Origin of the sequence: Microcoleus vaginatus PCC 9802, assembly GCA_022701275.1 — a bacterium.
GTDB classification, from domain to species: Bacteria; Cyanobacteriota; Cyanobacteriia; order Cyanobacteriales; family Microcoleaceae; genus Microcoleus; species Microcoleus vaginatus_A.
Genome location: CP031740.1, coordinates 6,246,880 through 6,268,750 on the forward strand (window position 1 = coordinate 6,246,880; position 21,871 = coordinate 6,268,750).

General features: G+C 46.3%; 15 protein-coding genes and 4 pseudogenes. 13 read left to right on the forward strand and 6 right to left on the reverse strand.

Annotated elements, in window-relative coordinates; translation table 11 throughout:
- Positions 1–804 precede the first annotated feature (804 nt).
- The 3 genes and pseudogenes from D0A34_25830 (at position 805) to D0A34_25840 (ending at position 3,410) form a co-directional block, all read left to right on the forward strand.
- Positions 805–1,608 (forward strand): SDR family NAD(P)-dependent oxidoreductase, encoded by an 804-nt coding sequence (locus D0A34_25830; protein UNU22469.1) that lies wholly within the window; start codon positions 805–807, stop codon positions 1,606–1,608.
- A 219-nt stretch (positions 1,609–1,827) separates the two neighbouring features.
- The gene (locus tag D0A34_25835) at positions 1,828–2,664 is read left to right on the forward strand and encodes an MBL fold metallo-hydrolase (GenBank protein UNU21810.1); all 837 of its coding nucleotides are present in this window, start codon (positions 1,828–1,830) and stop codon (positions 2,662–2,664) included.
- A gap of 157 nt (positions 2,665–2,821) precedes the next feature.
- A pseudogene (locus D0A34_25840) lies at positions 2,822–3,410 on the forward strand (hypothetical protein).
- Positions 3,411–3,642: 232 nt separating this feature from the next.
- Here the strand turns inward: D0A34_25840 and D0A34_25845 are convergent.
- Complete coding sequence (locus tag D0A34_25845) at positions 3,643–5,325, reverse strand: tetratricopeptide repeat protein (GenBank protein ID UNU21811.1); 1,683 nt, start codon at positions 5,323–5,325, stop codon at positions 3,643–3,645.
- A 366-nt stretch (positions 5,326–5,691) separates the two neighbouring features.
- Here D0A34_25845 and D0A34_25850 point away from each other — a divergent pair, with 366 nt between their 5' ends.
- The 3 genes and pseudogenes from D0A34_25850 (at position 5,692) to D0A34_25860 (ending at position 9,094) form a co-directional block, all read left to right on the forward strand.
- Positions 5,692–7,527 (forward strand): RluA family pseudouridine synthase, encoded by a 1,836-nt coding sequence (locus tag D0A34_25850; protein ID UNU21812.1) that lies wholly within the window; start codon positions 5,692–5,694, stop codon positions 7,525–7,527.
- A gap of 37 nt (positions 7,528–7,564) precedes the next feature.
- Positions 7,565–7,681, forward strand: a pseudogene (locus tag D0A34_25855) (ISL3 family transposase).
- Positions 7,682–7,866: 185 nt separating this feature from the next.
- Positions 7,867–9,094 (forward strand): annotated as a pseudogene (locus D0A34_25860) (ISL3 family transposase).
- Positions 9,095–9,415: 321 nt separating this feature from the next.
- Here D0A34_25860 and D0A34_25865 read toward each other — a convergent pair.
- On the reverse strand, positions 9,416–11,878 hold the full coding sequence (locus D0A34_25865) for an ATP-dependent helicase (GenBank protein UNU21813.1): 2,463 nt from the start codon (positions 11,876–11,878) through the stop codon (positions 9,416–9,418).
- A 291-nt stretch (positions 11,879–12,169) separates the two neighbouring features.
- On the opposite strand from D0A34_25865, the gene D0A34_25870 reads away from it, so the two are divergent.
- Positions 12,170–13,177: a DUF4349 domain-containing protein gene (locus tag D0A34_25870; protein UNU21814.1), complete on the forward strand. Its 1,008-nt coding sequence runs from the start codon at positions 12,170–12,172 to the stop codon at positions 13,175–13,177.
- A gap of 141 nt (positions 13,178–13,318) precedes the next feature.
- Here the strand turns inward: D0A34_25870 and D0A34_25875 are convergent, their stop codons facing one another.
- Positions 13,319–14,413, reverse strand: coding sequence for a hypothetical protein (locus tag D0A34_25875; protein UNU21815.1), 1,095 nt, complete (start codon positions 14,411–14,413; stop codon positions 13,319–13,321).
- 156 nt (positions 14,414–14,569) lie between these two features.
- Here D0A34_25875 and D0A34_25880 point away from each other — a divergent pair, with 156 nt between their 5' ends.
- The 6 genes and pseudogenes from D0A34_25880 (at position 14,570) to D0A34_25905 (ending at position 20,248) form a co-directional block, all read left to right on the forward strand.
- The gene (locus tag D0A34_25880; GenBank protein ID UNU21816.1) at positions 14,570–15,514 is read left to right on the forward strand and encodes a response regulator; all 945 of its coding nucleotides are present in this window, start codon (positions 14,570–14,572) and stop codon (positions 15,512–15,514) included.
- 217 nt (positions 15,515–15,731) lie between these two features.
- A complete protein-coding gene (ubiE, locus tag D0A34_25885; protein ID UNU21817.1) occupies positions 15,732–16,439 on the forward strand; it encodes a bifunctional demethylmenaquinone methyltransferase/2-methoxy-6-polyprenyl-1,4-benzoquinol methylase UbiE in 708 nt (235 codons plus the stop codon).
- A gap of 85 nt (positions 16,440–16,524) precedes the next feature.
- A complete protein-coding gene (locus D0A34_25890; GenBank protein ID UNU21818.1) occupies positions 16,525–17,757 on the forward strand; it encodes a DUF445 family protein in 1,233 nt (410 codons plus the stop codon).
- Positions 17,758–17,924: 167 nt separating this feature from the next.
- Positions 17,925–18,233: a DUF3493 domain-containing protein gene (locus tag D0A34_25895; protein UNU21819.1), complete on the forward strand. Its 309-nt coding sequence runs from the start codon at positions 17,925–17,927 to the stop codon at positions 18,231–18,233.
- A gap of 580 nt (positions 18,234–18,813) precedes the next feature.
- A complete protein-coding gene (locus D0A34_25900) occupies positions 18,814–19,389 on the forward strand; it encodes an alpha/beta hydrolase (GenBank protein ID UNU22470.1) in 576 nt (191 codons plus the stop codon).
- A 370-nt stretch (positions 19,390–19,759) separates the two neighbouring features.
- Positions 19,760–20,248 (forward strand): annotated as a pseudogene (locus tag D0A34_25905) (UDP-4-amino-4,6-dideoxy-N-acetyl-beta-L-altrosamine transaminase).
- Between the two features lie 372 nt (positions 20,249–20,620).
- Here D0A34_25905 and D0A34_25910 read toward each other — a convergent pair.
- From D0A34_25910 to D0A34_25920, 3 genes are read right to left on the reverse strand one after another with little or no spacing between them, the layout of a single operon-like run.
- Complete coding sequence (locus D0A34_25910) at positions 20,621–20,845, reverse strand: hypothetical protein (GenBank protein ID UNU21820.1); 225 nt, start codon at positions 20,843–20,845, stop codon at positions 20,621–20,623.
- Between the two features lie 4 nt (positions 20,846–20,849).
- Positions 20,850–21,032 carry a hypothetical protein gene (locus tag D0A34_25915; protein ID UNU21821.1) on the reverse strand — a complete coding sequence of 61 codons (183 nt, stop codon included), beginning with the start codon at positions 21,030–21,032 and terminating at the stop codon, positions 20,850–20,852.
- A 54-nt stretch (positions 21,033–21,086) separates the two neighbouring features.
- A complete protein-coding gene (locus D0A34_25920) occupies positions 21,087–21,827 on the reverse strand; it encodes a low-complexity tail membrane protein (protein ID UNU21822.1) in 741 nt (246 codons plus the stop codon).
- Positions 21,828–21,871 lie beyond the last annotated feature (44 nt).

Below are 21,871 nucleotides of genomic sequence, written 5' to 3' on the forward strand. Positions count from 1 at the left end.
TTTTCAATTTTGGGTGCCCTGGGCCAATCGCCAACAGAAAGTATTCCTGATAACTGACATCTTACACTCTTGGCGTCATCCGCTTGGTTTCTTGCAGCGCGATCGACCTGATATCTGAGATTTTTCGTCGCTGTTACCAGGTTGATTGGGTCTGATTGAGAACAGTGCCTGAGATTCCGTTATAACTGACATCTGGCACTGTTCTCCCTAGGCAAGCATCCTGCCCGTTCCACCAGAGATAAATGTTTTTAACCCAGGATTAATCTTCCGAGTCAATCTCCCCTCTTCCATCTCCCGTCTCTGGTCGCATCCGATTTAGCGCCCGAGAATGACGGTTCCCAAGTAATTATCAAAAGAGTTATTAGCCATATCTACGCGCATTTTATGCCTATATAGCAATCCTCGCATCATTTGTGAATTTCTTACTCCCGAGCGAGCGAGTTCGGGGAGGGTTGGGGTGGGGTAAAAATTTTACGACTCCTGCAATGATTGCTAGATAATCATAATTATTTCTATAATATTTCCCTTTTATTCATTTTTTAAGGCTTTGTGTAGTTTCTCTATTTGCTCTTTCTATAAGATGATTCTATGCTGTCATTTTTACACTAATTACATGAAATTTGTTTTCGATTATACCGTATTTAAATGCCTAACAGCTTATGTCCTTGGAAAGATGCGATCGCACTCTTGCCTCCCTAGCATTGTAAAAGTTGAAAGCCCACAGTCCACAAAGATTGTCTGGTACAGAGAGAAGCAAGCCTAGACAAACGAGCGTGAAGCAGTTACAGAGGATTTTAGATGGTTATAAACAGTTCGTTGACCCGGCCCTTGGCTGTCGTGACGGGTGCCTCTAACGGTATCGGCTATGAACTCGCCAAACAGTTTGCTCAAAACGGATTCGATCTCCTAGTCACCGCCACCGGAGCGAGCATCAATGAAGCGGCTCAAGCCTTTGAGGGGCTCGGTGCCCAAGTCGAGACAGTGCAGGCAGACCTCGCTACCTACGACGGTGTTGAGACGCTCTACAACCACATAAAAGCGACTAATCGGCCAGTGGAGGCGATCGCAATTAATGCAGGTGTCGGCGTCGGTGGCGACTTTGCCCGCGAGACAGACTTGAAGGACGAACTAAATCTGATTAACCTCAACGTTGTCTCGTCTGTGCATTTGGCTAAACGGGTAGTTAAGGATATGGTCGATCGCGGCCAGGGACGGATTCTATTCACTTCCTCCATTGCCGCCCTAATGCCGGGGCCATTCGAGGCAGTCTACGCAGCATCTAAAGCATTTATACACTCCTTCTCAGAAGGGCTGCGTAACGAGTTAAAGGACACAGGCGTCACTGTTACCGCCCTGATGCCAGGGCCGACGGATACTAACTTCTTCCATCGGGCGGGAATGGACGACACGAAGGTGGGCGCAGACAAGAAAGACGACGCGGCCGAAGTTGCCAAGCAGGGCTTCGAGGCGCTGATGGCCGGTAAGGACGACATTATCGCCGGTTCACTTAAGACAAAGATTCTGGCCAGCGTGAGCAAGGTTTTGCCTGATACCGTCAATGCCGAACTGCACAGTCAACTTACTAAACCGGAATCTGCTAACCAATAATTTCCGCCCGTCTTACTATTCTTATGTGCAGATTTAAAGAAAGTCAACATCGCAGATAATGGCAAGATTGCAGCCGATAAAAGCGTGTTTACTTCTCCCAGTAGTGACGATTTAGCACAGTTTTCTCAGGCGTTCATGGATGGCATTATGCAGCATCGGCATTAAATGCGAACTGAGGAATAAATGGTTATAGCCCAAGTAATGTAATAGAGAATATTTATGCAAATTCATCATCTCAATTGTGGCTGTATGTGTCCCATTGGAGGGGCGCTTTTCGATGGCTTCAGTCGCGGTCTGACGGCTCACCTCGTCTGCCACTGTCTGCTCGTTGAAACGAATCAGGGACTGGTTCTGATTGATACCGGCTTCGGATTGCGGGATATCCAGTCCCCTTACTCTCGGCTTAGCCCGTTTTTCGTCCATTTTAATAACATCCAGTTCGATCGCAAGTACACGGCCATCCATCAAATTGAACAGCTCGGATTTTCACCAAGCGATGTGCGCCATATTGTACTCACCCACCTCGATTTTGATCATGCCGGTGGTCTAGAGGATTTCCCTGAAGCCACGGTACACGTCATGCAGGCTGAAATCGATGCCGCAGAGGATCGGCACGGTTTCATCACAAAAAGGCGCTATCGTCCGGGGCAGTGGGATGAAGTCAAACGCTGGAAATACTATTCGGCGGGTGGCGAACCTTGGTTCGGTTTTGAAGCAGTCCGCGACCTCGACGGGTTGCCGCCGGAAATTTTGCTAATCCCGTTGGTAGGGCACACGCGCGGTCATGCTGGCATTGCCATTAATACACCCGATGGCTGGCTTCTGCACGCAGGCGATGCCTATTTCTACCGACACGAGATGGATGCCGCTAACCGGCGCTGCACGCCCGGTCTGCGCGCCTACCAATGGATGATGGAGGTCGATCGCAAGGCTCGGTTGCTCAATCAAGGCCGGCTGCACGCATTATCGGTGCAGCATAGTAAAGATGTGCGCCTGTTTTGCAGTCACGATGCTATTGAGTTAAAAGCCTTAGCTGGCGGGTCTAGGAACTCTTAAAACTAGAAATTTCATCATTACTATTGATTAGGCAAAGTAGGCAGTCGGGGAAGTTGCAGCCCGACTGCGCTCTGGATTTTGAGACATCTTAAATTCAAAACTCTTTAGTGCAGCGAAGCGGTGAGGGAGTCCTAGTAGTTTCTTGAAGAAGGCATTTATGAATATCAGCAGACGCAAGTTGTTAAAGGTAACTTCTGCTTCGGGTTTGGTTGCAGCAGGGCTGGCTGCTTCCGAAGGGTTTTTCAAACCCCTGTTAGCTCAAGATGAACCGACCCAAGTATACGGTGAAAGTGCAGTGGCCCAAGGTCAAACCCAAAGTGGCGAGATGAGTTACAGGACGCTGGGCCGCACAGGAGAGCGAGTGTCTGCAATTGGCTTGGATGGACGCTCATTTTAGAAGTTTTGAGCAACAAGTTCTGTCGGTGCTGGTGAAAAACCCAATAGGTGTATTGGGGATGAAATCTATGGGCGACCCCTACGTGCTTAGAAGCAATACAGTAAGTCCGATCGAATGTCTCCACTATGCGATGAATCTGCCTACTTCAGTCGTGATTACTGGCATTGATAGTATGCAACTCCTCGATCAAGCGTTTGAGGCCGCTCGCACGTTTAAGCCGATGGATCAAGCACAAGTTGCAGCAATGGTGAATCGCACTCGCGAGGCGGCAGCAAAAGGGCAATACGAACTATATAAAACTACCAACCAATTTGATAGTACCGCCATGAACCCATCGTGGCTAGGATAAGCCGTTTTGTATTATGCCTAAGCAAATTTACGATGAGGACGGACTTATTTATTTAGATAACCCACCAAGGCTAGAGGAGAGGTTGTCTCCGGTTCTCTTGGATTGTTTCTAGGGAGCAGAGAGAAGAGGGAAGTTTTTTTAGTTTTAAGTTAAATAGTTCAAGCTTTACCCCACCGAAGTATTACGAGGAACAAAGCAATTTCAAAAATCAAAACTATTTGTCAATTTCCCCTTACCACTTTCCTGACATCGCGCCTTTAAGCCTCAATTCTTCTCGACTGACTAGAGCTTCGTAGTAATCGGGTTTGATTTCGAGGGCGACTCCGTAAGAGCTAATAGCATCTTGAGTTCGCTGCAATTTTTGCAAAACGTCGCCCCGCTGCGCCCAAGCTTCCCAGTTGTCTGGCTTGAGTTGAATCACTTGGTCAAAAGCGACGAGTGCTTGGGAATAATTCTGCATTTCCCCTAGGATCAGACCTCGCTGTACCCAGCCTTGATAGTTATCCGGCCAGACAGTAATTGCTCGATCGTATGATGCTAGAGCTTGTTCGTACTGCTGCAATTTTGACAAAGCGTTGCCACGTTTCAACCAAGCTTCAAAATTGTCGGGCACGATTTTTAGTACGCGGTTGTAAGCTGCGACGGCTTCTTCGTAACGCTGCAATTTTTCCAGCGCTGCGCCTTGCTGCAACCCTACTTTTGATGTAATTTCTGCTTCCGAAGTCAGAGAGATTACTTTATCAAAACAGGCGATCGCTTCTTCGTACTGCTGTAATTTTTCCAGAGCTTCCCCTCGCAAGTTCCAAGCTTCTAGAAAATTACCTTCAATTTGTAGGGCATTACTGTAAGCGATAATTGCCTCTTTGTAGCGTTCCAATCCTGCCAGGGCGATGCCTCTACCCAGCCAAGCTTCGGGAAAATTCGGATTAATTTGAACTGCTTGGTCAAAAGCAGCGATCGCCCCTTCAAAATCTCTCGATTCTGACAGTGTTTGACCGCGCCCGATCCATGCTTCGGGATAAAAAGAATTAATTTTAATTGCCCGATCGAAACAAGCAATTGCCGCGTCTGCCCACTGGTGTTTGAGGGCCATTCCTTTATAAAACCAAGCTTCGCAGTCGTTCGGTTGCATTTGCAGTACGCGATCGTAAGCTGTCACGGCTTCTGCATATTTGTGCAATTTTGCGGAAGCAATGCCCCGATTGAACCAAGCCAGACTATTTTGTGGTTGCAGTTGAATGGCGCGATCGTAAGAAGTTACAGCTTCAGCGTAGCGTTCCGCTTTCATCAAAGCCAAACCTCGGTTCAGCCAAGCTTCCCAATTAGTCGGGACGAGTTTCAGCGCGCGCTCGAAAGCGGCCACGGCTTCAGGGTAGCGCTCCGCTTGAACCAACACGTTGCCTTGCCGATACCACATGGCGGGCAAATTCGGATGAAGTTGGGTTGCTTTTTTGTAACAGCTTGCGGCTGCCTCCCACTGCTGCAATTCCTCTAAAACTCGGCCTCGCTGATACCAAGCTTCGTGCTTTTCTGAATTGATTTGAATTGCGGTGTCGAAAGCCGCGATCGCTTCTGAGTGATTTTGCAAACTTAACAGCCCTGTGCCCCGCAGCATCCAAGCCCAGTATTCTTCGGGATTAATTGCTGTAGCTCGATCGGCGCAGGCTACGGTTTCTGCGTAGGAGTGCAGTTGCTTGTAAGCTTTGCCCAGATTCAGCCACGCCCGGGCCCAGTCCGGCTTAATTTGAACAGCTTTTCCGTAGCAAATGACTGCCGCTTCGTACCTTCCTGCGGCGTACAATCTATTGCCCCGATCGTAATCTGGAAATGCTGCAAAAATTCTTAAAATCGGCGGCAGCAGAGCTGGTTGGGGGTTTGAGGAGTTTTCTGTAGCCGAAGTCGAGAGGTCTGGCATACGCCTTTCACATAAAAAATTTAGTGGGATAACAAGCTTGCGGTCTTATATATTAACTTATGCTTTTCTTAATCTCGCTGCTGTTTGGAAACAAATTTAGCATATCAGGCTTGGTGCGACAAATCCTTTTTACTTAATTCGAGTAGGTATAAAATTATGCCCCGTTTCCACTTTCGGTACACCGCTGTAAAATACGGTCAGTCGATTTTCGATTTTCGATTGACTCCACCGATGAATCTGGGAGCTTGAACCAGAGTCTAAAATTTTGATCTCTCCACGACGAGTGTCGGAAACTTGTATCCGTTTTGGGCGGGCCCAGGACACAAGCACATAATGTCCTCATTCAGGTTTAAAACCAAATTTAAGATGCTAGAGTTGGACGCGCTTTTAGATTTCACGGACTGCGATCGGGGGTCGATCGACTCGCACCCGAATTATTGGTACGAAGGCCGTTGTCCTCAAAGTGGCGAGCTGCTGAGACTGCCGCGTACTCGAATGTCCGAGGATCTCGCTCGGGGTTTGATGCGGTACCTTGCTGCTGACGATTCCTACGATCGCGAAGGGAAGATGTACGGCATATTACTGGTGGAGATGCCTTCGGGGGAACAGGGGATACTCAAAGCATTTTCCGGGCTGCTGAACGGTTGCAGCATTGTTGAGGGCTGGGTGCCACCGATTCCGGGACGAGATCGAGTTGCTTTTGAAGAAGCCCGCACGTTAACTCAATTGGAGGCGATGAAACAGGAACTTATTGCACTGAATCAACTCCCGCAGCGACAAGAGTATGAAGCCTTATTTCGGGAGTTTGAAGTGCAAATGCAAGTTTTGAGCGATCGGCATCGCAATTGCAAGCAGCAGCGAGATGAAAAACGCCAGTTACTGTGTCAAACTCTCGCAGCAGAAACACTAGAAATTGCCCTGGAACAACTGAATCAAGAAAGCCGTTTGGAGAAAATTGAACGCAGGCAATTAAAACGGCAGCGGGATGAAACATTGCAGCCGCTAAAACAATTAATTGAAGCTGCGGAGCGGCGGATGCGGGCGCTGAAACAGCAGCGAAAAGAACTTTCCCGCGAACTTCAGACGCAAATGCACGCGGCTTACACTCTGATGAATTTTTTGGGCAAATCGCGATCGCTCTCCTCATTGATGCCAACTAATTCTATTCCGACTGGCACCGGCGACTGTTGTGCGCCAAAATTGCTCCACTACGCAGCAGTAAACAATCTGAAACCGCTGGCAATGGCTGAGTTTTGGTGGGGGCCGCCATCGGGGGATAAGATACAGGGAGAATTTTATGGTGCTTGTGGCGATCGGTGTCAGCCGTTAATGGGTTTTTTGCTGTCAGGATTGGCTCAAAATTCGACTGTTTCTAATGATGAGGATTTTACGGGCGGGCTAGAAGCCCAACCCTTACTCCCCACAAGCAATAATTTTTCTTGTGGAACGGGCATCTTGCCCGTTACCAAAATACATATTGTGGACGCAGAACCTCTAGATGTAGGGGCTGTTGAAGCCCGCCCTAAAAACCATAATATTTCTTGTGGAACGGGCATCTTGCCCGTTACGCAAATGCTACCGATTATTTATGAAGACAAATGGTTGATAGCGGTTAATAAACCCTCTGGCTTGCTGTCAGTTCCCGGTCGTTATTTGGAAAATCAAGATAGTGTTTTTAGTCGTTTGCGTAACTTGTTACCGGATAGTTTGGATTTGAATGCGGTGCATCGTTTAGATTGGGAAACATCGGGTATTTTGCTATTGGCGCGGGACAAAGAAACTAGCAGTCAACTCAGACAGCAATTTGAAACAAAGCAGGTTCACAAAGTTTATGAAGCGGTGCTTTCGGGTACTGTAAAAATTGAGGCGGGGACGATCGATCTCCCACTTTGGGGCGATCCAGAAAATCGCCCTTACCAGCAAGTCAATTGGGAGTGCGGAAAACCCAGCGTTACTCGCTTTCAGGTAATGGCGAGGAAGGGAAATTGCGATCGCGTCGAGTTTTTGCCGCTGACGGGACGCACGCATCAATTGAGGGTTCATGCAGCGGATGTTCGAGGGTTGGGGATACCGATTTTGGGCGATCGGCTTTACGGATGTCGGGCTGCTGCGAATCGGCTACACTTGCACGCGCGGGAACTTTCCTTTGAGCATCCGCAGTTGGGAGAAAGGCTATACCTAAAGGCAGAAACACCATTTTGAGCACAGGGCGGCAACGAGAGATAGTCTAGCAGTAAGAATTACATATAGAGGCAGCAAATATTTATTGTTGAGTAATCGGAGCAACCTGAATTCTGAGCAAATTTACAGGTTAGCAGCCAGCTTAAAAAAATCAGAATGCTTGAGACTTGCGTATTAGATGAAGCAAGAATATTTGGTTCTTCCGAACCTGTTATGCAAAATTAAATCAGATTTACCACAAAACAGGCAGAAAGGCTTTAGTAACAACTACCTAAAATGCTTAGTGGTCTTGACATCGGGCTTTTTTATAGTGTAGATTCGATGGAATAATTTCACTTGAGTTACAAATCAGCTACGCTCATGCCCTCTAATGCCGAACTTAAGCTAATGACTCAACTCCTTAATTTGCCAGGGATGAAGGTGAAGAATTATGAGTTTATAAAGCAATTGGGAGTTAGTCTTTATATCGAGAAGGAAGCGAAAGCAGTTCCCTGTCCCCACTGTGGAAAAACCACTAATAAACTTCACCAAAACCATCGATACGTGGTCAGAGATCTGCCCATAATGGAACAGCCAGTTTATTTACAGGTTAATCGCCGTCAAATGAGGTGTGCTGAGTGCAACCATAAGTGAGCGTGAGGACTTGAAGGCAATTCCCAAGAAACGAACTTATACCCAACGTTTTCGTCAAAAAATCCTGTCAGAAGTAGTGGAAGGAACCATTTCCAGAACGGCGAAAAGATACGGAGTTAGCGAGCAAGAAGTAGAAACGATGTTAAAAGATTTGGAGAACGAACTGCTCGAAAAAAAGCCTCAAGGGATTAAACGGCTGGGAATTGATGAAATTGCTGTAGTAAAGGGACAGAAAAATTATTATACTGTCTTTGTAGATCTGGACACAGGAAAGCTCATCGGACTCCTTAACAAACGAACGCAATCCGACATTTGCCAATACCTAAAAAGTTGGGGCCATGAGGCTTTAAGCCAAATTGAAGAAGTCAGTATAGACCTGTGGAAACCCTACAAAAAAGTGGCGGAAGAGTTAATGCCACAAGCATCCATAGTAGCAGATAGGTTTCATGTGATGAAGCAGGTTAATCAAGAACTAGACAAAGGGAGAAAGAATTGCAAAAAGGAGGTATGTAAGGAGAAAAATACTGCCAATAAACGTCGAAAAGAATCAGCCATCAACAAGAGTAAGTATGCCTTACTAAAAAACTTTGAAGACCTAAATGCTGAGCAGATTGAAAAAATAAAAGAGATTGAAATAGTTCTTCCCGATTTAGCTAAAAAATATCAACTAAAAGAAGAATTTAGAAAAATTTTTGAAAGTTCAGAAAATTGGAGTGAGGGAATTTTAAAATTGGCGGATTGGTTGAAAAAAGCCCTGAATCATTTTTCGCAAAGCTGCCAAACAATTCAAAGTTGGATTGGAGAAATTATTGCCTATTTTGACCGAAGAACAACCCAGGGAATGGTTGAAGGAGTAAACAATAAATTGAAGCTCATCAAACGGAAAGCTTATGGCTTCCGTAATTTCGATAATTTCAAGATTAGAAGCCAGCTCTCTATGATTATATTGGATTAATTTTACATAAAAGGTTCGGAAGAACCGAATATTTGCGGGAAATAGATGAAATTCCTATTACTCGAAGGCGCCTCAAAAGTGAGATAATCCCCTTGTGATTTTTGTACAACAATGTGTATTTATTTGTACTAACCAGAGGGGTATGCTAATCTTCCCTGGATATTTCTAGCCATTTAGATTAAGCGAGTCGCACGTTACTAAAAGCAGTATATACCAAGGTCATGAGAGAAGCGAGAAATTCCTAAAATCGGGAAACTTCAGCTTAGGTTGTCACCCATGAGTTGAGCAGGAAAACGAGCTACTTATTACTTATTACTTCTTTTATATGGCATTACTCGGAAATCTCTGCTTCAAAACAGGCATTACCGGACAAGGTTTTTGCTCCTGCAGATTCTCTGGTTTGTTCCAAGTAAAAGGCCCTTTCTTCTCCGCGGCCATCCACAGCAAGCTTTTTGCTCTGGTCATCGCCACATACAGCAGTCGAAACTCTTCTGCTGTTTTCAAATAACCTGCTTGTTCCCAGGCTTCGCCTAGATTTGGTAAAGGATATTTTTCGTGCAAACTTGCTCGAATTTGTGCTCTTGCTACCTCTGCTAAAGTGAAATCTCCTAAAAATCGGGTTTGTGGCAAAACTCGCAAATTTCCGGGGATGGTTTGTTCGTGCAGAAACGGCAAAAATACGCAATCCCAATCCAATCCTTTAGCTTTGTGCATGGTAATAATTGTTAGTTGACCTTTGCTGGTATAGCGTTCTTCTATTTTGTCGTCTGCATCCACAGGTTCAAATCTTTCGGAACTGACAATTTCGCTCAGTACATCCAAAATATTCCGCATTGAATTGTTGCCGGCTGTTTGGATTGCTACCCGTTCGGCTAATTTGTCGGCGGTGGCTAATTCTGTTTGGTCGTATTGCAGCGCTAAGGCTAAGAATGAAATGATTTGATAGGGTGGCAATTCCAAGCTAGCTTGCAGCAAACCGCAGCAAAAATAGCGACATTTGCGAACGGGGTCTGACTGCTGCGGGTCTAGCGGGCCTGGGTAAAGAAATTGCTCGGGGCTAGTCGCAAAAGCATTGTAGTCTTGTTTGGGGATCAGTTGCCGATCGCTCAAAATCTTTAAGGCTGCTTTTAGGTAGTCTGGAGAGTGCGGGCGATCGAGGAATTGCAGCAGTGTTAAGATTTCCCAAGGTACTTGAGAATGTCTGTCCCGCTCTCCCACATCCTCAATTTTAATCCCGTATTTCCGCAAATCAAAGCTTAATCCGTGTTTTTGAGGATTTTCCAGCACTTCTTTTATAAACTTACCTTGTTTGTTTTCCCGCACCAAAATAGCCATCGATTTCAGATTTTCTAACGGCAATTTGGCGCTATTTTCCCCCTCGCTCGCTTCTTCCCCTGCATCGATATCCTTGCCATCCCTGCCAAATTCAAAATCGGCTGGTAAAAATTCCTCTACTAACTCAATTACCCGCTTGCCAATTAACTCAATTGTATGGTAAATATCGCGGGGAGTATGTAATTCTAAGCCTCGACCAATGGGGGCAGGATTTGCATTTTGCTGCGGGTCATCGCTGGGTACTGGCTTAATAGTTTGGTCGCGAAAAGGCTGTTCGGTTCCCGCTAATTTTGAGCTATTTACCCATTGCAACATAAAGTTAGCTGCATTGATAATTACCTGGGTGCTACGGCCTGCGCCGTCCATGGTCGCTAACTTATTTTCTACTTCGCACCGATCGCAAAATTGGTTAAAATAAATCGGATCTGCGGGAGTGAAGGTAGAATTAATCGCTTGATTTGGATCGCCAACTCTGATAAAATTGGGAGGTGAGTTAGGATGTTCGGGATCGATCGCCAATGTTTCCAAAAGCCGAGTCTGCAAAGGTGTAGAATCCTGCGCTTCGTCCTCGAAAACAGCAAATACTTGCTTTTGCTCGATCGCCCTCGCCCTCGGATTGTCCAACACCCGCAAAGCGGCTAAAATCATTTCGTCGTAATCGATGTATTCCCGACTCCTCAACAAAGCCTGATATTTTTGATATAAACCCCCAGCTACTGCTAAAATTTCATAACCGTCCCCAGTATCAAGAGCGTTCATTTCTAACAACTGTTCGGGAAATAAACCAGAAGATTTCGCCTCGTGAATCACAGTTTTAGCTACCTGCGGCAAAATTTCTGTCCGCAAAACCGATTGTCGCCGCAGCCTCTCCGTTTCCTCTCCGTCGAATTGCTGTCCTTCCAGCAAAACTTGATATCGGCGGGGATTTTCGGCAATCCAAAGTTCTACACAGGTGCGAATTAATCGGTGACTTTGAGTAGGAGTAACTAAGGTTGAATTTTCTAAATTTAAACCAGACAAATCGGGATGGCGCATCGCAATATTCAAAGCTAAACCGTGCAAAGTGTGCACCGCAAAACCGCCTTGAGATAAAGACAATTCTGTCAATCTTTCCCGAATTTTAGCTTTAATATTAGCAGCAGCCGATCGCGTAAATGTCACGACAATTAACTGGCGGCGACTGTGAAGCCCGTTGCGGGCGATCGCAATTGCCGACGCAGCAGCCATTCCCGTAGACTTCCCGGCCCCTGGAACCGCCGAAACAGCAAGGGGGCCGCCTTGCCAATCCGCCATGTCCTGCTGCCCCGCACGCAAGCTTTCGCGAATTTTAAGGCAAGCTTGTTCTCGCAAAACGGCGGCAAACCCTGATTCTGAAAGCGTTGAGGCTACATCCGGGCGATCGATCTGGGTTGTCGATCGCATAAAATCAGTATCAAATTCATCTGTCATTCGATTTTAGATTTTAGATTTTAGATTTTAGATTAGAAAAATATTTGTGGGGTTCAGCCTTTTCAAACGGTATCAGAAACCGAGTTGCTTTAGTTGCGATCGCGTATGTCCAGATCCCGAACCGTCATTGCACCGGCATTGAGCGACCTGCATCTGCAGCTAAAAATCCCAAAGTATTCAACCTCTACCGTTTCCATTTCCGTATCGGCTAAACTAACACTATCTATTGAAGCTTAAATTGAAACCACCATAAAATTCAATACCAAAGCCTTTTTTAGAGGAGTCACCCAAATGAAAACTCACCTCAAAATCAATCCTCCCCCGCCCAAGCCAAACCCAAACCCAGCCAACAACAGCACAATTCGTTTTGCTGTGGCGGTATTCTTAACTTTATCTTCAGCCATTGCTTTGCCTAGCTGCGGAGGATCTCAATCGACCGGCAGCGCTCCAGGCGGCGCAGGTTCATCCAGCATCCCTGAAAACCAAGTTGCGGCATCGGCTCCACAATCGGCACCAGCACCCGAGCCAGCAGCCCAAAGGTCAAAAACTCCTGGTGCATCAAAAAAAGCAGCAGAAACTCCAGCAACCCGTCCCCAACTGATTAAAAAAGCCCAACTCAGTGTAGTTGTCAAATCTATTGACGCCAGCACTAAATCTGTTACTAATATTGTCGAAAAACAGCAAGGCGATATCTTGGGTTTCCAAAATCAAAAGCCGCCGGATTCGAGTGTCCGCCAAACCGCGTCGGTGGAGATTCGCGTGCCTCAAGAACGTTTAGAAACGACTTTAGAGGCTTTGGCAAAACTCGGAACTGTAGAGAACCGTGCTCTGACGGCTGAGGATGTGACCGATCAATTAGTAGACAACGAGGCTAGACTGCGGAACCTCCGCAAATCCGAGGAAATGGTGTTAAAAATTATGGAGCGATCGGGCTCTGTCGGCGATGTTCTCAAAGTTTCTCAAGAGTTGAGCAATATTCGGGAGTCGATCGAACGCATTGACGCTCAGTTAAAAAGTTTGCGAACTCAAGTAGCCTATTCGACTATTAGCTTAACTCTAGAAGCAGCAGTATCTGCTCAACAAACTCAGGAACCTTCTCTAGGTTTGCGGGTTCAGGAAACTTGGGGGAAAGCGACTCATTCTGTGGGCGAATTGACGCTCGGTTTGTTTGGTTTAGGTATTTGGCTGTTGGCTTACAGTCCTTATTTGCTGTTAATTGGGGCTGCGGTTTACGGCTTTAATCGATTTAAGAAACAGCATTCTGTTCCGCAAATTCAAGAACCGAAACCGCCTCAGTAGTCATTGGTTTTAAGAACTGGCTTTCCGGCCTGTTCCACAAAGAGTGAATTTTCTTGTGTGGAGTAGGGGCCGTTGCTCTTCTAGCCTGCCCCTCAAAGGCCGATCGACAATCATGACTCACTAATGACGAATGAGTAATGACTAATCATCAATTTGCCATCCATCTTTGGTATAGTCTTCATCCACAATCTTTTTCGGACGCATCACCAGAACAACTCGCCCCAAAATAGGAATATCCGGGGATTGTTCAAACCAGTACAATTCTAAATTGCCAGCGTTATCGGCGAGGAAATAACTGTCAGCATCCCACTGTCTTTGGGCTCGATCGGCAATAATCAAAACTTCTTCAACTTTGCCTTGCAGCGGTACCGGCAATCGATCGCTCATTCCCAAAACCGCTACCGGATCTTCAGCGTTCAAAATTACCTGCCATCCGGGAATCGCCACCCAAGCTCCCGCTCCCGAAAATTTTACCATTCGGAACGGCTCGATTTCCTCCGGTAAAGGCACTGCCAGCAAATCTCTCGTAGAGAGCGGCAATTTGCCCACAACCGGGACAACGCGGGGCAATTGTTCCTCGGTATCGAGTCGGTAGACGGGCAAGCGGGGCGCTTCCCGTCTCGCAACTACGGTAAAATCAACGAGCAACTGCTCGATTTGCGCCCTAGCGGTTTGGCTGCTAGCTAATTTTAAACCGCGAGCAATTAAGCGCGATCGCTCTTGCAAATCGCTTTTCTGTCTCGCCAATTGCCAGCATTGGTAAGCCATAGCATCGCCGGGAGTGTCTGTGAACCCTTGGGGGAGACTCCCGAAGTGCGAAAACTCTTTGATCGCTTTAGCAACTTGGCGAGCATCGTCAACATCCAAATTGTGGGTTAGCATCAAAGCGGCCGCCCCTGCCCGCTCTACTTGAGAGAGAATGCGAAACTCGTATAAGATATCACTACCTTTGCCCATGAAGTGCGATCGAACTTCGTCTGAAGCCCCAGCATTTACCATGCTGGTGTAGACTTGGGCTGCGACGCTCACTTGATTTTGCTGAATTGGCTCAAAACCAGTTTCTTCAAAAATCCTTTGAGAGTTGTAGCCAGCTTTTAGCAGTGCAGTGCAGGCCTGTCCCCACTCTACCCAAGTGCCTTCTTTTCGGCGGAGCGATCGAATTAACTTTTCGGCATCCACAGCAGTTGTGGAGGATGCAGATGCAGGAGGGGATGAATCTTGCGGTGTATCAGTCATAATTGAATCAAAAACTAGCGCTAAGTTATGTGTGGTTGGATACTGGCAAGGCTCGTGTCGCGGCAGAGCGATAGATTAATAGTAAGTGAGTTATGAGACTATTGTTACAGAATAGTTGCTCGCCTAAATTTACAAAGGGGAGTTTATCGTATTGTTATGGATAATGCCATTTCAGAGCTAGATCAAATTAAACGCCAGCTCATGACCCTACACAGACCGAAAAAGCCCAAAATGCTGGTAGTAGACGACGAACCAGACAATCTGGATTTACTCTACCGCACTTTTCGACGAGATTTTAACGTACTCAAAGCTGAGAGCGGAATTCGCGCCTTGGAAGTCCTGGGCATCGAAGGCGAGGTCGCCGTCATCATTTCCGACCAGCGGATGCCCGAAATGAAGGGGACGGAGTTTTTGAGCAAAACCGTGCCCCAGTTTCCGAATACGGTCAGAATTATCTTGACTGGTTTTACGGACATTGAAGACTTGGTGGATGCGATTAACTCAGGACAGGTTTACAAGTATATCACCAAGCCTTGGGACCCGAACGAACTGAAAATGGTGGTGCAAAAGGCGGCCGAGACTTATGAAATTCTCAAGCAGCGGACTGAGGAATTGGATCGCGCCCAAAATCAAATACAACTGTTAGCAACAATCATGCAAACGGCTGTGGATTATCCGAGTTTGGAAGCAAGTTTAGATCCAATTGCTACTGCTATAAGTGATAATTTTTTGGCGGACTCTTGCATTTTGCAACTGGTGGAAGAAAATGCTTTAATACCAGTCCAAGGCACTCACACCACGGGTTCGGCTGTGGAAAATTGGCTGGCAGATGACCCTCTGGTTCGAGAAGCAATTACCTCTCAAACTATTCAGGGTGCTGTGAATATTGGGATCGACACCGCCTTAGCGAGCCTGCCGCACTATCAGAAATCCGGCATTCAAGCTCACCTGACCATCCCGGTGATTCACAAAGGTCGATCAATCGCCCTGATTTCCATGCAGTGGAAGCAACCTTGTTCCCTGCGCCCCGACGAACTCACAACAGTTCACCTCGCCGCTCAAGAAGTTGCTTTGGTATTGACGAGTTTTCAGGGTCATTAGTCATCAGTCATCAGTCATCAGTCATTAGTCTTTAGTCATCAGTCGGCTCTCTGGAGTCGAAAATGATAGCAAACCAATGATTATAGACAAAAAATCACCAACGGCTAACAAAGAAAAAAGCATTAATGACTGGCGACAGCATGACATGAATGCACGGATTAATTATTTTTTCCGGCTGACAAATTACAAATTATCAATCACCAATGACAAATGACCAATGACTAATAACGCCGAAGAAATTAAAACTATATTTAATCGAATTGCACCAGTTTACAACCAATTGAACGACTGGTTGAGCTTTGGGCAACACCGGATTTGGAAACAAATGGCGGTGAAATGGAGCAGTGCTGGCCCCGGAAATACTTGTTTAGACTTGTGCTGCGGTAGCGGAGATCTAGCTTTGCTGCTGGCCAAACAAGCAGGGCCGACCGGTTGCGTATTTGGAGTAGATTTTTCCCCCGAACAATTGGCCGTGGCCGCCAGGCGCGATCGACCTTTTCTCACCCCTATAAGCCCCATTTCCTGGGTAGAAGCTGACGCCCTAGACTTGCCTTTTCCTGACAATTACTTCGACTGCGCCACAATGGGTTACGGCCTACGTAACGTGACTGACATCCCCCGCAGTCTTCAGGAATTGCACCGCGTGCTCAAACCCGGTGCCAAAGCAGCTATTCTCGACCTCCACCGCCCCAGCAATTCCCTAATGCGGAGCTTTCAGCAGTTTTATCTAGACAGTCTCGTAGTGCCCATTGCTCAGCAATTTGGCATGACTCAAGAATATGCTTACATTAATCCTAGTTTAGAAAAATTCCCGATCGGCCAGGAGCAAGTCGCGATCGCCAATAAAGCCGGATTTGCCGCGGCCACCCACTACCCGATTGCCGGAGCTATGATGGGAGTATTGGTACTGGGCAAAGCAATTTAAAATTAAAAATGCTTGCAGTCTATATCAGCTATCTAACTATAAGGCGCACCGCTCCCTGTGCACCTTACCCTATTTTTAATCCTTTATGAATGCGTCTGAAATTTGGCTGTTGTTGGCCCCACCTGTAGTGGGAGGTATTATTGGCTATTTCACTAACGATATAGCTATCCAAATGCTGTTCCGCCCCTATCGAGCTATTTACATCAAAGGGCGGAAGTTGCCTTTCACTCCAGGCTTGATCCCCCGCAACCAAGAGCGTTTAGCAAAGCGAATTTCCGACACAATTATGGGTTCGCTGCTGACGCCACAGGAACTGCAAAACTTAGCTCGCCGCCTCCTGCAAACCGAGCGGATGCAGTCGGTCATTCTCTGGTTGTTGCAGTTGGCGCTGGATCAGGTAAAAGCAGACGCCGAACAAAAAACCGCTAAAATTCTCGCTAACATTTTGCGAGATTTGCTGGGGGAATCTGTGCCGCGAATTCTCAAAGTTTTGGCGCGCCGGGAAGATTTTTTAGAAGTTCAGCTTAATCAAATTTTTGATCAAGTTTTGCTGGAGATTCAGCTAACTGAAGCTCAGGCGGCTCAGCTTGCTGAGTGGTTGTTGCAGGTAGTAATACCCCCGGAAGTGCTGCGGCAGGCTTTAATTGACTTTTTGACGGATCGCAATATTTCGATCATCGATGAAGGGTTTCGAGAAAAAACCAGCGGCACTTATTGGGTAGTAGCAAATTTGTTTGGTTTGCGGAACACTTTAACTCGGCTGCGGACTTTTTGTCTGGATGACAGAGAAGCTACAAATCAGCGCTTAGCAGAGTTAACTATTTCTTTGGGGATTCGCGGGCGAATTCAGGAATGGCTGCAAAATTTGTCGATGCAAAATTTACCGGTTTCGACTGTGAGACAGTTGCGAAAAACTATGCGCGACAGCGTTCGCAGCTACGTTCAAGAGCGGGGTACAGACGTACTTGAGGGGTTGAGTAAATCTATAGACTGGGAAAATATTTCGCGGTTGCTTCTCAATCGATTGCAGACTTCAGCGGTGATGAGCGCTTCCCTGGAAATTGTTAGCAAAGAACTTGCTTTGGTTTTAGAACGCTATCTAGAGCGGGATTTAGAAAATATTGTAGCTCAGGCTATCCCGATTTTGAATATTGACCAGGTGATTGTCGATCGAGTCAAAGGTACTTCTCCTGAAGAGTTGGAGTTAGCAATTCAGGGAATTGTCAAAAGCGAGTTGCAGGGAATTGTAAATTTAGGAGGCATTTTGGGGGTTTTGGTCGGCTGTTTGCAGACAGTTGTGCTTTGGATTCAGCGGTGATTTATTTCGGCAGTTGTGAGATATTTGTTGTAGTCTAATATTCGCTTGACTTGCGCCCCACTACCAAAAACCTGGTTTTTCGACCGTATTAGCCACCTCAGACAGAGGATTTTTGGTAGAAACCGGCTTTTTGTGGCCCAATCCTAATTTACTTATTTCCTAAATCTATGCCAGCCCCCAATTCAAACGATCGCACAAACATCCCAAAAAACCCGCGCAACCTCAGCCGCCAACAATACGAGCGTTTGACCGCAGAAATGGCCACTCCCTACCGGCCTCTGCGACAGTTTGTTTACCTAGCTTGTGGCGCTTCGGGCTTTATCGGCGGCTTGATTTTCCTCGCTAAAATTGCCTCGGGCCGGGAAATTGGTTCTGCTTTGCCTAATTTTGCCCTCCAAGTCGGAGTTGTCGCCCTGATGGTGTTCCTGTTTCGCTGGGAGCAGCGCGCCGAGGGCCGAGCCCCGAAGTCGAAGTAACAAAAATTTACAAATCGAGACAAAAATCTATCTCAGGCAAGGAAAAGTTAGAAATATAAAGAAATTATTATGAAATCCTGGTTTGCCAGCGATCCCTGTAATTATAATAATGTGGCTTCAATTGGGGTCAGCAAATTTAAAGGCCCTAATAATAAACCGCTTGTAATTCGTTCAAATGGGGTCAGCTTTCATAAAGACCCTAAATATATAAAATAAATGTAAGCCCAGCGCCAGCCTTCACTGATAGAAGAGCTGGCGTTCGGCATTTTGTTAGGATCGGGAGATTGGGAGAGAGAATCAGTAGGGTGCACACCCCGCACAGAGAGGCCCGTACAAGCGCCCTGAACCGAGTTTTGTGCCTAGCATCCGATATAGGTAATACCAGTTCCCCAAAATCAAGCAACTGTAGGCGCATATTCCAAACCCTAATAATCCTCAGTCATTCGCAAATCTAAAATCTAAAATGGTATCAGTGTTGGGGCGATCGAATAATTTGGTATTTCCCGAAGACCTTAGCCTGTGCAGTAACTAATCAGATGTGTCAAAGTCGAAGTAGAAAAAGATGTTGGGAGATTTTACTATGGGTCGATCATTTTTCAAAGGGCGGTGGACATTATTTTTGGCAGCAGGCGCGGGAATTGTATTTTACAGCAATGCTGCGGCGGCGGCCGAAAAGGTAGTGCTCAAATACAGTGCGATCCGAATGACTTTACCTGTCAGCGAATTAGAAATTTTTGCAGAAACTGGGCAAATGTCGCCCGCGTTAGAAATGCTGCTGGGAAAGGCAAACAAAGACCCGGAAGCGGTTCGCAGCAGTCTGACGAGACCGGTGAAAGTGAGTCAAAGCTTTTTGGATCGGACGCTTAACAGTAAGCTTGGGGAAATAATTCTTGATGAAGTGGGTCAGGTAATTCGCACTCCTTCTGGGAAGGCAAATCGAGAAGCTTTGCGCGAGGCCTTGGTGCTGTCTGCAACTAATGATAACGAGATTACGCTGCTGGAAGCGATGAAGAATTATCCGAATTCAGAAGTTTATGTTGAGGGCGATCGCTTAGTTGAAGCTTACGGTCAACTGGTAGCTTTGTCAGAACAATTGGGCGGCGTTTCAGAACGGCTGCAAGACATTTTGAACAAGATTCGCCTGCCTAGACTGTAGCGGATTTTGGCAAGGAGGGTTGATTGCTTGGAGCGATCGCAGAATGTTGCTGAATCTGCATCAATTACAGGGGAGTCACATTTATTTGTGCAAAATTTGTTGAATTTTAACACCAGTTTAAAAAAAGAATCTAACAGCAGGCCAGCTCCAAACCTGACGGGAATCAGTCATTCCCAATTTTAAAATCTAAAATCATATAACTTAGCTGTAAAATCTATCTCGGGATAGATGTTCGACAGTTTACAAAAACTTTATAGGGAGTAGCCTTTTTTTAGTCAGGAAAGTATTTGAAGCAAAAAATGCGGGCAAGAGCTTGCATTAATTAAAACTTGCACTCGCTCGACTCTATTTACTGGGTAACACTAGCAACATGAACAACAATCCTATTCGTTCAAAAGACCGTTTCTTGGTTTTCGGCGCTCCGGCGATCGAAGATGCTGAAATTCAAGAAGTGGTGTCAACCATGAAAACAGTTTGCTTGGGTACAGGCCCGAAAGTCAGGAATTTTGAAAATGACTTCAAAGCTTACAAGGGTTCCCAGTAGGCGATTGCAGTCCATTCCTGTACCGCAACGCTGCGCTTGAGCCTCCTCCCTGCTTCGTTACAACCGGGGGATGAAGTCATTACTCTCCGATGACTTTTTGTGCCACAGTTAATGCGATTATTCACGCAGGCGCACTACCCATACTGGCGGATGTAGATGCGGTGGCCATGAATATTGACCAGGCTCAAGTCGAAGCTAAAATAACTTCCATAACTAAAGCATTTTGCCGATTCACTTCGCAGGTCGTCCCTGCGATATGGATGCGCTTTGCGAGATTGCTCGCCGTCACAACTTATTGAAGAGTGTGCTCATGCGTTTGTAATCAGGTTGATGTGGACGGTTTCATGTACTGCCACTCTAGAACTGTTAATTTTATTTTGCTTCAGCCTTATGATCAAGAGTTTCGGCAACAGGCACGTCAATAGATAGCGGCCGCAGTCGCTTTCTCTAGGGGGTTTCAGGCTAATTTTCTCTTGAATTGTCTGAGAGTGTGTGGCCAGTAGGCTGCGGAAATTAATCCACACTCCGTAAGCACAAATACTGCCCCCTGCAATTTGATGCCCGAAGTTCCGATCAACACTCACTCTCGACACTAACTGTCGGCACTCACGCAGCATATTGGAGGGGATGCCAGCAGAATTGGGCTGTAAAATTCACAAACCGTGACAATATTTGGTTTTAGGCTACTCAATAAGCCAAAGTTTCTAAAGTTTCCCGCAGATAGGAACGAACCTGCTGATCGATGGTGGCATTTTGCTGCTGACGCTCAAAATTGAGTTCTAGCTGCCAGCGTTGAAATCCTGAACTTGCGCCGATCGCGGATTTGAGACTGCCCCAGATTTCAGAATCTTTGCACAGCTCGATCCCCTCTGCGGCTTGAGGTTCTTCTGCGAGCGGTAGATAATTCGCCATATTGTTATACCTCTGTTTTAATCCCTTGTAAGGATTGAAAGCTGACCTTGACACTCTCTATTATAGATTCTTCTCTCCAGATAGCCAATATAAAATATCCACACTCTGGGATTAAAAATTCAATATTAAGACTATTAATAATCTCTATCCGAAGAGGGGCCTTACCTATTTTTTTCAAAGCATACATCTGTACAACTTAAAGTAGCTTAAACTACAATTGTCCCCCTCTTAATTTTTAATTTCACTTTTTTTCGATCGACTGTTCAGGTAGAGATGTAACGCCGTTGGTATCAACAGGTTTTGGGTTGACAATACTATCGACTGACGAATTCCCTATGCCGGATGCTGGCCCAATTGACTCTACGGGTGCAGACACAGCGGCAGTTGTCTCGGCTGCAAAAGCCGGCAAAAGTCGATCGACTTGCCAAGGCGCGATCGTAAAATCCTGCCGAATTTTTTCTAAAACATGAGGCTTTGTCGCTGCAAATTCTGATTCTGGCGTCAGCAAAACCGCCATGACACTAGCAGACACCTGCAAAAACAAATTGCTAGCTAAAAAAGCAGAAGCTGCCAACAACAATCCAGCCCACCGCCAGGAAGGAGGAAAGGGAGCCACCGAAGCCGCGAGGGGAGCCAATCGGTAGAGTTGCCACAAAATTACTGCCAGCAAAACAGCGACAAAAAGAGCGATTCCTTGATTTAACTTTGTTTTAAACCGAGTCAGAATCTGCTGCTGCACAGAAGTTAAATTCTGCGGTTTTACCGCCACAACTAGAATACTAAAAATGTAAAAAGGGCGGAACCACTGCATCCACAGCACAGGAACAATACCTGCTACAGCCACTAAAAATATTTCTAACCAGACAGGGAGCAGGGGAGAACCCACTGCGAGTCCCAGCAAGCACAGTCCCAGGAATATCGGCAGTGTAGCCGCCCCAGAAAGGTGAATCCACAAAAAAGGATCTGACCAAAAAGAACGCACTTTAAATAATTATGAGTTATGAGTTATGAGTTTTGAAATTTGAG

Excerpts from the sequence above, each read along its gene's own strand:
- D0A34_25875 (UNU21815.1), bottom strand. The coding sequence starts at position 14,413 with ATGACTGATACACCGCAAGATTCATCCCCTCCTGCATCTGCATCCTCC.
- D0A34_25835 (UNU21810.1), top strand. The coding sequence starts at position 1,828 with ATGCAAATTCATCATCTCAATTGTGGCTGTATGTGTCCCATTGGAGGG.
- D0A34_25870 (UNU21814.1), top strand. The coding sequence starts at position 12,170 with ATGAAAACTCACCTCAAAATCAATCCTCCCCCGCCCAAGCCAAACCCA.
- D0A34_25850 (UNU21812.1), top strand. The coding sequence starts at position 5,692 with ATGCTAGAGTTGGACGCGCTTTTAGATTTCACGGACTGCGATCGGGGG.
- D0A34_25895 (UNU21819.1), top strand. The coding sequence starts at position 17,925 with ATGCCAGCCCCCAATTCAAACGATCGCACAAACATCCCAAAAAACCCG.
- D0A34_25900 (UNU22470.1), top strand. The coding sequence starts at position 18,814 with ATGGGTCGATCATTTTTCAAAGGGCGGTGGACATTATTTTTGGCAGCA.
- D0A34_25910 (UNU21820.1), bottom strand. The coding sequence starts at position 20,845 with ATGGCGAATTATCTACCGCTCGCAGAAGAACCTCAAGCCGCAGAGGGG.
- D0A34_25845 (UNU21811.1), bottom strand. The coding sequence starts at position 5,325 with ATGCCAGACCTCTCGACTTCGGCTACAGAAAACTCCTCAAACCCCCAA.
- D0A34_25890 (UNU21818.1), top strand. The coding sequence starts at position 16,525 with ATGAATGCGTCTGAAATTTGGCTGTTGTTGGCCCCACCTGTAGTGGGA.
- D0A34_25880 (UNU21816.1), top strand. The coding sequence starts at position 14,570 with ATGGATAATGCCATTTCAGAGCTAGATCAAATTAAACGCCAGCTCATG.
- D0A34_25915 (UNU21821.1), bottom strand. The coding sequence starts at position 21,032 with ATGTATGCTTTGAAAAAAATAGGTAAGGCCCCTCTTCGGATAGAGATT.
- ubiE (UNU21817.1), top strand. The coding sequence starts at position 15,732 with ATGACTAATAACGCCGAAGAAATTAAAACTATATTTAATCGAATTGCA.
- D0A34_25865 (UNU21813.1), bottom strand. The coding sequence starts at position 11,878 with ATGACAGATGAATTTGATACTGATTTTATGCGATCGACAACCCAGATC.